General features: G+C 70.9%; 13 protein-coding genes and 1 pseudogene. 6 read left to right on the forward strand and 8 right to left on the reverse strand.

The annotated features are described in order from the left end of the window. Window positions 1-14: 14 nt before the first annotated feature. Window positions 15-701, reverse strand: a complete 687-nt coding sequence (locus AAFF41_RS12740; protein ID WP_343323977.1) for a transglycosylase family protein — start codon at window positions 699-701, stop codon at window positions 15-17. A gap of 538 nt (window positions 702-1239) precedes the next feature. Here AAFF41_RS12740 and AAFF41_RS12745 point away from each other — a divergent pair. Together AAFF41_RS12745 and AAFF41_RS12750 are read left to right on the forward strand one after the other, a co-directional pair. Beyond that, entirely contained in the window at window positions 1240-2013 is a 774-nt protein-coding gene (locus AAFF41_RS12745; RefSeq protein WP_060902249.1) for a hypothetical protein, read from the forward strand. A gap of 238 nt (window positions 2014-2251) precedes the next feature. Further along, complete coding sequence (locus AAFF41_RS12750) at window positions 2252-2659, forward strand: hypothetical protein (RefSeq protein WP_319744628.1); 408 nt, start codon at window positions 2252-2254, stop codon at window positions 2657-2659. Window positions 2660-2722: 63 nt separating this feature from the next. On the opposite strand, the gene der is transcribed toward AAFF41_RS12750, so the two are convergent. From der to AAFF41_RS12780, 6 genes are all read right to left on the reverse strand, one after another. Continuing rightward, window positions 2723-4207 (reverse strand): ribosome biogenesis GTPase Der, encoded by a 1485-nt coding sequence (gene der / locus AAFF41_RS12755; protein ID WP_319744626.1) that lies wholly within the window; start codon window positions 4205-4207, stop codon window positions 2723-2725. 77 nt (window positions 4208-4284) lie between these two features. After that, window positions 4285-4998 (reverse strand): lysophospholipid acyltransferase family protein, encoded by a 714-nt coding sequence (locus tag AAFF41_RS12760; RefSeq protein WP_319744624.1) that lies wholly within the window; start codon window positions 4996-4998, stop codon window positions 4285-4287. After that, window positions 4956-5651, reverse strand: coding sequence for a (d)CMP kinase (gene cmk / locus AAFF41_RS12765; protein WP_319744622.1), 696 nt, complete (start codon window positions 5649-5651; stop codon window positions 4956-4958). Before cmk ends, AAFF41_RS12760 begins: the two co-directional genes overlap by 43 nt. Window positions 5652-5819: 168 nt before the next feature. Further along, a complete protein-coding gene (locus tag AAFF41_RS12770) occupies window positions 5820-6905 on the reverse strand; it encodes a prephenate dehydrogenase (protein WP_319744620.1) in 1086 nt (361 codons plus the stop codon). Continuing rightward, on the reverse strand, window positions 6902-7264 hold the full coding sequence (gene aroH, locus AAFF41_RS12775) for a chorismate mutase (protein ID WP_343323978.1): 363 nt from the start codon (window positions 7262-7264) through the stop codon (window positions 6902-6904). The genes AAFF41_RS12770 and aroH overlap by 4 nt, the downstream gene beginning before the upstream one ends. 156 nt (window positions 7265-7420) lie before the next feature. Further along, window positions 7421-7936: a YidB family protein gene (locus AAFF41_RS12780; protein WP_487007379.1), complete on the reverse strand. Its 516-nt coding sequence runs from the start codon at window positions 7934-7936 to the stop codon at window positions 7421-7423. Between the two features lie 140 nt (window positions 7937-8076). Here AAFF41_RS12780 and AAFF41_RS12785 point away from each other — a divergent pair, with 140 nt between their 5' ends. The 4 genes and pseudogenes from AAFF41_RS12785 to AAFF41_RS12800 all read left to right on the forward strand — a co-directional run. Next, a complete protein-coding gene (locus AAFF41_RS12785) occupies window positions 8077-8745 on the forward strand; it encodes a hypothetical protein (protein ID WP_343326284.1) in 669 nt (222 codons plus the stop codon). Between the two features lie 119 nt (window positions 8746-8864). Continuing rightward, a complete protein-coding gene (locus tag AAFF41_RS12790; protein WP_319744616.1) occupies window positions 8865-9449 on the forward strand; it encodes a DUF6529 family protein in 585 nt (194 codons plus the stop codon). Next, the gene (locus AAFF41_RS12795; RefSeq protein WP_319744613.1) at window positions 9446-9883 is read left to right on the forward strand and encodes a Rieske (2Fe-2S) protein; all 438 of its coding nucleotides are present in this window, start codon (window positions 9446-9448) and stop codon (window positions 9881-9883) included. The genes AAFF41_RS12790 and AAFF41_RS12795 overlap by 4 nt, the downstream gene beginning before the upstream one ends. Window positions 9884-9902: 19 nt before the next feature. After that, window positions 9903-10688, forward strand: a pseudogene (locus AAFF41_RS12800) (nucleotidyltransferase domain-containing protein); the annotation flags it as partial. Here AAFF41_RS12800 and AAFF41_RS12805 read toward each other — a convergent pair. Next, window positions 10584-11369, reverse strand: coding sequence for a nucleotidyltransferase domain-containing protein (locus AAFF41_RS12805; RefSeq protein ID WP_388407911.1), 786 nt, complete (start codon window positions 11367-11369; stop codon window positions 10584-10586). The pseudogene AAFF41_RS12800 and the gene AAFF41_RS12805 sit on opposite strands and share 105 nt — an antisense overlap. Window positions 11370-11372 lie beyond the last annotated feature (3 nt).

The raw sequence follows: 11372 nt of genomic DNA on the forward strand, positions 1-11372 counted from the left end.
GGTGGAGCCGGGGCTCAGAGGTCGAGCCGCTGGCCGGGCATGATCAGGTCGGGATCACCGCCGATGACCGCCCGGTTGGCGGCGTAGACCTTCCGCCAGGTCGTTCCGTGCCGCTCCGCGATAGCGCTCAGGGTGTCGCCGCCGCGGACGGTGTAGTCGCCGCGGGACGCCGCGCGGTTCGTGTGGCCGGATGCGCGCGCCGGGGCCTCGGACGCCTGTGCGGGGGCCGACTTGGTCGTCGACTTGGGAGCCGACTTGGAGGCCGACTGCGACGTCGACTTGGGGGCCGACTTCGTGGTGGCCGACCCTCCGGACGACGCGGGTGCGTTGCCGTACGCTCCGGCCCGCGCCGAACAGGTGGGCCAGGCGCCCCATCCCTGTGCGTTCTGGACCTTGGTGGCAACGGCTATCTGGGCGGTCTTGGAGGCCTTGTCGGCGGTCGACGCGTAGGCCGTACCGCCGTACGCCCGCCAGGTGCCGGCGGAGAACTGCAGTCCTCCGTAGTAGCCGTTGCCGGTGTTGATGTGCCAGTTTCCGCCGCTCTCGCACTTGGCGATGCGGTCCCACACTGCGCTGTCGGCCGCGGCGGCGTTGCCGGTCGCGGCGAGCAGTCCGAGCGGGGCGAGCAGAGCCGCCCCGGTGAGGACCGCCGTCGTACGCGTCGTACGAACCTTACGAGTGTTATCGGCACATGCGGACATGTAGTTCCCTCTCGAAACACCCGGGATCCCCCAAGGCGGGGCGCGACTTCCTGCGCGTAGGACGCGGTCGTCGTGCTCCGCCCCGTCCGCCGGAGGTGGTGCTGCGAACCAGTCGTGCGGTTCGGCCGGCGGACGTACCCGAGCGGTGCTCTGTGCACACGGCCGAGAAATCTATGGAGACGGACGCCCCGATATCAACCAACTCCATATCATTCGAGGCCAGTTCACAGTTACCGTGGGTATCGGCGATTTTCAGCCACCCACTTCATAGGCTGATTTCAGGATTTGTCGACCAGCCGCTCAAGTGACCTGTGACCCACTTCACGGAACCAACTTCCTTGAACACACACGAAGTTGGCTCGGAGTAACAGATTCCGCACAAGGGATCACCCTGCGCGTCGGATGGTTCGATTCCGTTCGCTCCCGGGCGTGACTCCGGCCACAGATCGCCCGTTGTCATCTTCATGAGCCGGGACCCCCGATTCATGGGCCGGGAGCCACCCGGCATCGCCACGCACCGCATCCCGAGGAGCCACCCGTGCCGCGCATGCTCGACGTCAGCGACGACGTACGCGCCGAGATCGGCGACGAAGAAGCCGACCGGCTGCTCGCCGGAGAGAACGCCCCGGGCAGTTACGACTGCACGTCCTGCCGCACCCCGGGCGACTCGGAACAGGAGCGCACCAGCACCGTCCTGTTCATCGGCGACGAGACCGCCGTCCTCGCCTTCGCCCACGCCACCTGCCTGCCCTCTCAGGTCGTCCAGGTCACCGAGGAGCAACTCCAGGGCGCCGTCCGCTCGATCAACCCCGACGGCGTGCCCGCCCAGGCCGTGCCCGAGCAGGCCGTGCTCGGCGTCACCAGCGGACTCATCCTGATCAGCGGCGAGTTGCACCCCGCGCTCGTCGTCGAGCCCACGGGGCCCATCGTGCGGCCCGGCTCGACGGACATCGGTGACGACTTCCTGCCGCTCCTCATCGAACAGGGGTTCATGCCGGTGACCGAGCTGAGCTCGGTGCCGCCGGTGCTGCACGGGTGGTCCGTGCTGCTCGCCATGGGGCAGCTGCACGCCGTGCTCCAGCCGGGCACCGGGGGCGGGTCGCCCGTCGCCTGGTGGCAGGCGCACCAGGCGCTCCAGGTCGCGGAGAGCTGGCGGGCCGCCGCCAACAAGCACCAGCAGGTGCTGCTGTTCGCGGCGCCGGTCGGGTCGATCGGGCGGCAGCCGCGGGAGGATCTGCTGCGGGACGCGCTGGACAAGGCGGCGGCGAACGGGAAGTTGGTGGCGGCCGCGATGCCGCTCGCCGGGACATGAGCGTTCCACCGGGGCGAGCCGGGTGCGGGGGTGCGTTGTCGGCTGCGGGTCGTGTGTGGCTGAGCGCGCAGTTCCCCGCGCCCGTAGAAGAGCGGGGCTGCGCGTGGGTTGTCGGCTGCGGGCCGTATGTGGCTGAGCGCGCAGTTCCCCGCACCCTTGACGGGCTTGCGCCCCTGACGGGGCGGGGGAAGCAAAGGTGTGACCGCATCTGTTGGGCCGTGGGGTCGTTGGCACATACGTGCACACCTACGACGCCCCCCGCCGCCAGCCCTTCCAGCAGATCCCGGCCGCGCGATCGGCTCAGGATCCTCCGCGCGGCCCATCGGCCACGCCGATCTATGACGCGCTCTACGCCGAGTGGGTCAGATCGTTCAAGGCCCTGCCCGGCGACCGCCACGGCGAGGACCAGCTCGGCTTCACGGCTTTCGGGATCCTGACACAGGGTGCCAGCGCGTACGGCGGATCCTCGTACCCCTCGTCGTACAGCTCCTACAGCGCGGGGGCGTACTCCGCGCGCAACGGCGGCTCCCAGCACGGTCACGGCGCGTCGACGACCGGCGTCTGGCAGCCGGTGGCGCGCCAGAGCGGTACGGGACTGCACCACATCCCGGCCGCGCTGCCGCCCGCGCCCCGCAGGGGCCTGTGAGCGGAAACGGTTGAACAGGTGAGGGGCGGCTCCCACGGGAGCCGCCCCTCACCTGTCGCTACGTCACTTCTTCTTGGTGCCGCGCTTCTCGCGCACCCGTACGGAGATGTGGATCGGCGTCCCCTCGAAGCCGAACTCCTCGCGCAGCCGGCGCTCGATGAAGCGCCGGTAGCCGTGCTCGATGAAGCCGGAGGCGAAGAGCACGAACCGCGGGGGCTTGGTGCCGGCCTGCGTTCCGAAGAGGATGCGGGGCTGCTTGCCGCCGCGGACCGGGTGCGGGTGGGCGGCGACGAGCTCGCCGAGGAAGGCGTTCAGTCGGCCGGTCGGGACACGGGTCTCCCAGCCGTCCAGGGCCGCCTCGATCGCGGGGACGAGCTTCTCCATGTGCCGTCCGGTGCGCGCCGAGACGTTCACCCGGGGCGCCCACGCCACCTGGAGGAGCTCGGTCTCGATCTCCCGCTCCAGGTAGTAGCGGCGCTCCTCGTCGAGGGTGTCCCACTTGTTGAAGGCGAGGACGATCGCGCGGCCCGCCTCGACGGCCATCGTCACGATGCGCTGGTCCTGTACGGAGATGGTCTCGGACGCGTCGATCAGGATGACCGCGACCTCGGCCTTCTCGACGGCGGCGGCCGTGCGCAGCGAGGCGTAGTAGTCCGCGCCCTGCTGGAGGTGGACGCGCTTGCGGATGCCCGCCGTGTCGACGAACTTCCAGGTGATGCCGCCGAGTTCGATGAGCTCGTCGACCGGGTCACGGGTGGTGCCCGCGACCTCGTTGACGACCACGCGGTCCTCGTTCGCCACCTTGTTCAGCAGGGAGGACTTGCCGACGTTCGGGCGGCCGATGAGGGCGATGCGGCGGGGGCCGCCCACCGCGGTGCCGAAGGTCTGCGCCGGAGCCTCGGGCAGGGCCTCGAGGACGGCGTCCAGCATGTCGCCGGTGCCGCGGCCGTGCAGCGCGGACACGGGGTGCGGCTCACCGAGACCGAGGGCCCAGAGGTACGAGGCGTCGGACTCGCCGCTCATGCCGTCGACCTTGTTGGCGCACAGGACGACGGGCTTGCCGGCCTTGCGGAGAAGGCGTACGACCGCCTCGTCGGTGTCGGTCGCGCCGACCTTGGCGTCGACGACGAAGACGACCGCGTCGGCCGCCTCGATCGCGTACTCGGCCTGCGCGGCCACGGACGCGTCGATGCCGAGGACGTCCTGCTCCCAGCCGCCGGTGTCGACGAGCTTGAAGCGGCGCCCCGCCCACTCGGCCTCGTAGGTGACGCGGTCGCGGGTGACGCCGGGCTTGTCCTCGACGACCGCCTCGCGGCGGCCGATGATCCGGTTCACCAGGGTCGACTTGCCGACGTTGGGCCGGCCGACGACGGCGAGGACGGGCAGCGGGCCGTGGCCCGCCTCGTCGATCGCGCCCTCGACGTCCTCGATGTCGAAGCCCTCTTCCGCGGCGAGCTCCATGAACTCCGCGTACTCGGCATCGCCAAGCGCCCCGTGCTCGTGCTCGGCCGAGCCGGCCGAGCCGTCGGGCTGGATGTGGTCGTTCATGAAGTCCGTACCTCGTCGTTCATCGTGGTGATCGGTGGACCACCCGCGTATCGGGTGATCCACTACTCAAGTGTCGCCTAGTGCCCGGTGGGGCGCCCGGCGTTTTCCGGGCGTCCGGTCAGACGCCTGGCGTGGTCCAGGTGGGCGCTCAGCTGCTTCTGGATGCGGGCGGTCGCCTCGTCCAGCGCCTTGCGGGTACGCCGTCCGCTGCCGTCGCCCGCCTCGAAGGGGTCGCCGAAGACGACGTCGACCCGGCTGCGCAGCGGGGGCAGCGCCTTTGTCAACCGGCTGCTCTTCTCGGAACTTCCCAGCACCGCCACGGGGACGATCGGCGCGCCGGAGCGGACCGCGAAGTACGCGAGTCCGGCACGCAGCGAGGCGAAGTCGCCCTCACCGCGGGTGCCCTCCGGGAAGATCCCGAGCACGCCACCGGACGACAGGACGCCGAGGGCGTCGGTGATGGCGGTGCGGTCGGTGGTCGCACGGTCCACCTTCACCTGGCCGATGGCGAGGAGGAAGGGGTCGAGCGGGCCGATGAAGGCTTCCTTCTTGATCAGGAAGTGGGTGGGGCGGGGCGCCACGCCCATGACCATCGGGCCGTCGACGGCGTGCGAGTGGTTCACGGCCAGGATCGCCGGGCCGGTCGCGGGGACCTTCCAGGCGCCGAGCACGCGCGGCTTCCACAGCCCGTACATCAGGCCGACGCCGATACGGCGCCCTACCTCGGCGCCTCTCTCGGAGGGTGCGGTCACTTGGCGACCCGCTTCTCCTCGACGAGGGTGACGACGCACTCGATGACCTGCTGGAGCGTGAGGTCGGAGGTGTCCACCTCGACCGCGTCGTCCGCCTTGGCGAGGGGGGAGGTCTTACGGCTGGAGTCGGCGGCGTCCCGCTTGAGCAGGGCCTCGCGGGTGCTGTGGACGTCCGCGCCCTTCAGCTCACCGCTGCGCCGGGAGGCACGCGCCTCCGGGGAAGCGGTGAGGAAGATCTTCAGATCGGCGTCCGGCAGCACGGTGGTGCCGATGTCGCGTCCCTCGACGACTATCCCCGGCTCGGCGGCGGCCGCGATCGAACGCTGCAGCTCGGTGATCCGGGCGCGCACCTCGGGCACCGCGCTGACCGCGCTGACCTTGGAGGTGACCTCCTGGGTGCGGATCGGGCCCGCGACGTCGGTCCCGTCGACCGTGATGGCCGGCGCGGAGGGGTCGGTCCCGGAGATGATCTCCGGCTTCCCCGCCACGGCGGCGATCGCGGTCGGGTCCGTGATGTCGATGCCGTTGGTCACCATCCACCAGGTGATCGCCCGGTACTGCGCGCCCGTGTCCAGGTAGCTGAGGCCCAGCTTCGCGGCCACGGCCTTGGAGGTGCTCGACTTGCCCGTGCCGGACGGGCCGTCGATGGCGACAATCACTGCCGGGGCGGGCCGGGCGGCGCCGTTTTCCACGGTGGGAACACCTTCCTGGTGCGGGGTGGCGGTCTGTGCGGGGCACGATCGCGCCCAGCACAAGGTTACTGTCTCCCCGGACCCCGCATTACTGGCTCTTCCCGGGCTCACCGCACGGCAAGCACCGGCGCCGCCCCGGGGCAGGCCGCACCGGGCCGGGCGGTGCCCCTACTGCCGCAGTGCCCAGCCCCGTTCCCGCAGTGCCGTGCTCAGCACCGGTGCCGCCTTCGGGTCCACCATCAGCTGGACGAGGCCGGCCTGCTGTCCGGTCGCGTGCTCGATGCGTACGTCCTCGATGTTGACCCCGGCGGCCCCCGCGTCGGCGAAGATGCGGGCCAGCTGGCCGGGCTGGTCGTCGATGAGGACGGCCACCGTCTCGTACGTCAGAGGCGCGGCACCGTGCTTGCCGGGGACGCGGACCTGGCCCGCGTTGCCGCGGCGCAGGACGTTCTCGATGCCGCTCGCGCCCACGCGCCGCTTGGCCTCGTCGGAGGACTGAAGGGCCCGCAGGGCCTGGACGGTCTCGTCGAGGTCGGCGGAGACGTCCGCGAGGAGGTCGGCGACCGGGCCCGGGTTCGCGGAGAGGATGTCGATCCACATCCGGGGGTCGGAGGCCGCGATCCGGGTCACGTCACGGATGCCCTGCCCGCACAGCCGTACCGCCGCCTCCTCCGCGTTCTCCAGGCGCGCGGCGACCATGCTGGACACCAGATGCGGCATGTGGGAGACGAGCGCGACCGCGCGGTCGTGGGCGTCGGCGTCCATGACGACCGGGACGGCACGGCAGTGCGACACCAGCTCGAGGGCCAGGTTCAGGACCTCGGTGTCCGTGTCCCGGGTCGGGGTGAGGACCCAGGGGCGGCCTTCGAAGAGGTCACCCGTCGCGGCCAGCGGGCCCGACTTCTCGCGGCCCGACATGGGGTGCGAACCGATGTACGCGGAGAGGTCGAGGCCGAGCGCCTCCAGCTCGCGGCGCGGTCCGCCCTTGACGCTCGCCACGTCGAGGTAGCCGCGCGCGACCCCGCGCCGCATGGCGTCCGCGAGCGTCGCCGCCACGTGCGCCGGCGGGGCCGCCACGATCGCGAGGTCCACGGGGCCGCCGGGCGCCTCCTCGGTGCCGGCGCCGAGCGCGGCCGCCGTACGGGCCTGCTCCGGGTCGTGGTCGGTGAGGTGGACGACGACGCCCCGCTGGGAGAGCGCGAGGGCCGCCGACGTACCGATCAGCCCGGTTCCGATGACGAGCGCGGTTCTCACTGGGCGATGTCCTTGCGCAGCGCGCCCGCGGCACCCAGGTAGACGTGCGCGAAGTCGGCGCGGGGCTTGTCGGACTCGATGTGCGCGAGGATCCGTACGACCCGGGGCATCGCACCCTCGATGTCCAGCTCCTGCGCGCAGATCAGCGGTACGTCGACGATGCCGAGCTTGCGGGCGGCGGCGGCCGGGAAGTCGCTGTGCAGATCGGGCGTCGCGGTGAACCAGATGCTGATGAGGTCGTCGGTGGTGAGACCGTTGCGCTCCAGGACGGCGGTGAGCAGCTCGCTGACCTGCTCGTCCATGTGGCCGGCCTCGTCCCGTTCCAGTTGGACGGCGCCCCGGACCGCTCGTACCGCCACGGTGTCACTCCTCGCTGAGCCGAGCTACGTACCTTGCCGTATCTCGTCGTATGTCGTCGTGTCTCGTCTTGTCACACCAGCGTAGTCAGGCCGCAACGCGCGAGTGCGCGGCGCCCGCCTGACGAGACGGCCGCCGCGCACGGAAAGGGGCACGCCTCAGAGCGACTGCTGCTTGATGAGGTCCTCCAGGGAGGCGCCCGGCTGCGGCAGCTCTCCGCTCGGAGTCAGTTTGTCGACCGCCTGGGGCAGGTGCTGGGCGATCTGGTCCGCGGCCTCCTGCGGGCTGACGCCGGCCTGTGCGGCGACCTCCCGGAGGGTGTCGCCGGGCAGGGCCTGGGCGATCTGCTCACCGCTGACGGGCTTGTTCTCGCCCGTCCCGATCCACGACTGGGCCTGGTCCATCAGGCCCGACTTGGTGAGCATCTCCAGCAGACCGCCCAGGGGATTGCCGTCGGCCGCCTGGCCATCGCCGCCGCCCAGGGCGCCGAGCAGCGGGCCGAGGATGTTGCCCGCGCCGGAACCGCCGGAACCGCCCTGGCCGCCTCCGCCGAGGAGACCGTCGAGCAGGCCGCCGAGATCGTTACCCGCCATGGTCACGCCTTCGAGAGTGGGTTTCAGGGAGTGTCTGGGGAGTGTCTTTCGGGAGTGCGGCCGGGGGTGGGCCACCACCACGCCCGGGCCTTCGCCAATGTCACCTGAATCGCCCTATTCCGCCACTTGTAGTGAGAACACCCGTTGCGCCTCTGGACGCCGGGGCACGGGTCCGCTCTCATGGCAGGAGACTCGCCTCGGGGGAGGCCCGCATGGCCCGTATGAAACGCCCAGGACCGCTGCTCACCCTTCTGGCGGGGCTCCTGCTCGCCGTGTTCCTGCTGACGCTCAACGCGACGACGGGGACGAAGAACGTGTCCTCCTCGTCCCCGGAGGCCGCACCCGACGCCACGCCGCAGGCGAGCCCGCCGCCCACCAGTGCGCCGCCGTCGCCGAACCCCCCGCCCCCTTCGAAGAGCGCGCCGCCGAACGCCGACTACGCGGGCCGCACCGACGACAACTCCTCCGCGGTCGCGGTCTCCCTGCGGGGCGGCAAGGCGATCGCGTACTTCTGCGACGGCCGGAGCAAGGAGTCGTGGCTGAAGGGCGACGTCAAGGACGACGGCACCATGAAGCTCACCGGCAAGAACGGCGCCGAACTGAACGGCACGCTCAAGGACGGCAGGAGCATCCGCGGCACCGTCGACCTCGGCCGGCAGCGCTACGCGTTCACCGCCGACAAGGCGGTCAAGCCGTCCGGGCTCTACCGCGCGACCGCCACGGTGCGCGGCGCCAAGCTCGACGGCGGCTGGATCGTGCTGCCCGGCGGCAAGCAGGTCGGCATCCTCGACCGGGACGGCAAGCCCGCGGCGGCGCCGACGATCGACCCTGGGTCCGGCACCGTGACGGTCGACGGACAGACACTCACCGCCTCCCCCGTCACTCCATGAGCCGTTGCCCCAAGACGTCACTTCGAGACCCGTGGCTCCAAGGCCCGTCACTTCAAGACCCGTGACACCACGACCCGTTCGTGAACCCTTTCCTGGCCCTTTCCTGATCGGGAGCCGACATGACCGTGGATCCGAACGCCGCCACCCAGGGCTTCCCCTCTCCCCCGCCCGCCCACCGCCGCCCGGGCGCGGCCCGCTATCTCGTCCCCGCCCTCGTCGCCGCGGCGGTCGCGGTCGGCCTCGGCGCCTACGGCAAGACGCACCACCCGGCGGGGACCGCCTTCAACCTCGCGGGGTTCAGCAGCACGGGCGCGGTGAAGTCGTGGCTGGCGACGACGGCCTTCGCCTTCGCGCTGGTCCAGTTGGTCTCGGCGTTCATGGTCTACGGGAAGCTGCCCGGGCCGAGCTGGGCGCCGACGCTGCACCGCTGGTCGGGGCGGGTCGCGTTCCTGGTGGCGGTGCCGGTCGCGGTGCACTGCCTGTACGCGTTGGGCTATCAGACGTACGAACCGCGGGTGATGCGGCATTCGCTCCTGGGTTGCTTCTTCTTCGGTGCATTTAGTGCCAAAATGCTCTTGCTCCGCTCGGAGCGACTGCCCGGCTGGCTGCTGCCCCTGGTCGGAGGACTCGTCTTCGTCGTCCTCACGGCCATCTGGCTGACGTCGGCTCTCTGGTTCTTCCGTACGTTCGGAGTGACGACATGACGACCCCCCCGGCGCGGCGCACGGTTCTCGGAACGGGCGCGGCCTTCCTGCTCGCGGGGTGCAGCAAGTACGGCGCCAGCAGCAGTTCGTCGTCGGCGTCCCCCACCACGACCACCTCCCCGATCGCCTCCTCCAAGCCCTCGGCCGACCGGGAACTCGCTGAGAAGAGCCACATCCCGGTCGGCGGCGGCAAGGTCTTCAAGGAGCAGAAGGTCGTGGTCACCCAGCCGAAGCAGGGCGAGTTCAAGGCCTTCTCGGCGATCTGCACCCATCAGGGCTGCACGGTGAACAAGGTCGCCGACGGAACCATCGACTGCCCCTGCCACGGCAGCAAGTACCGCATCACCGACGCCTCGGTGGTCGCGGGCCCGGCCCCGCGACCACTGCCCGCGAAGGAGATCACGATGAAGGGGAAATCGATCTTCCTGGCGTGAGCGGGCACGTAGGCTCCAGCACATGCATTGCGAGACCCCGGTGTCCCTGGTGCGCGACCACACGATCTACTCCTGCGTGATGGGTTCGCGCGCCTTCGGGCTGGCCACGGACGGCAGCGACACGGACCGCAGGGGTGTGTTCCTCGCGCCGACCCCGCTCTTCTGGCACTTCGAGAAGCCTCCGACGCACGTCGAGGGGCCGGCCGAGGAACAGTTCAGCTGGGAACTGGAGCGCTTCTGCACCCTCGCGCTGCGCGCCAACCCGAACATCCTGGAGTGCCTGCACTCCCCACTCGTCGAGTACGTCGACGACACGGGGCGCGAACTCCTCGCCCTGCGCGAGGCGTTCCTCTCCCGCCGGGTGCACGACACGTTCGCCCGCTACGCGCTGGGTCAGCGCAAGAAGCTGGACGCCGACGTCCGGCAGCACGGCGCTCCGCGCTGGAAGCACGCCATGCACCTCCTGCGCCTCCTCATGAGCTCTCGTGACCTGCTGCGCACCGGCGCGCTGACGATCGACGTCGGCCCGCGGCGCGAGGCTCTGCTCGCGGTGAAGCGCGGCGAGGTCCCGTGGCCGGAGGCCGAGGCCTGGATGTCCCGGCTGGCGACCGAGGCGGACGAGGCGGCCGTCCACAGCCCCCTGCCCGCGGAACCGGACCACGCCCGCGTCGAGGACTTCCTCCTGCGCACCCGCCGCGCCTCAGCCCTCCGCGCGGACTCCGAAGCCCCCCGTGCCCTCCAGCCGGACCCGGACGACGAACGCGTGCAGGGCCTCGTACGCGGACGGAGCGTCCGGCAGCGCTGAGGCGTCCTGCGCCAGGTCCAGCACGCCGTGCAGCCGCTCCACGTCGGCCGCCACACGCGTGTGGTCGACGTCCGCGTCCCCGTGCTCCCGCTCCGCCTTCGCCGCGATCAGGTCGGGCAGACACCCGGGAGCCTCCCCGACCTCCGCGACCAGCGTGCGCAGATCGGCCTGCACCTCACCGCTGCGCATCAGATGAATGCCGGTGAGCAGCACCCGGAACGTGTAGAGCAGCGGCTTGAGTTCACCGGTCTTCTCGAAAAGCCGCCACTGGGTCGTCGCGAAACCCCGGTAGTGGTGGGCGTGGTGGGAGGTGAGGACTCCCGGGGCGAGCGAGACCAGCTCGCGGTGCGCCTCCCCGGTGTGCACGACCAGGGGCGAGAGCAGCTGCTCCAGCACATAGCCGTTGCGCCGCAGCATCAGCCGTACGAACTTGCGCAGGTCGTGGGTGACGAGGTCCATCTCGACGCCGTCCCGGTCCCACATCCGCGACCGGGTCTCGTCCGGCTCGCGCAGGCCGACCAGTTCGGCCGTCGGCAACAGGTGCACACCCCGCAGGTCGACATCCGAGTCGCGTGACGGGAAGCCGTACAGATGCGCTCCGGAGACGGTGGCGAACAGCACCGGGTCGGGCTGCTCGGCCACCACACCCGCGAGGTCGATGTCCAGGACGTCGTCGATCATCGC

Source organism: Streptomyces mirabilis, from assembly GCF_039503195.1.
Lineage (GTDB): Bacteria > Actinomycetota > Actinomycetes > Streptomycetales > Streptomycetaceae > Streptomyces > Streptomyces mirabilis_D.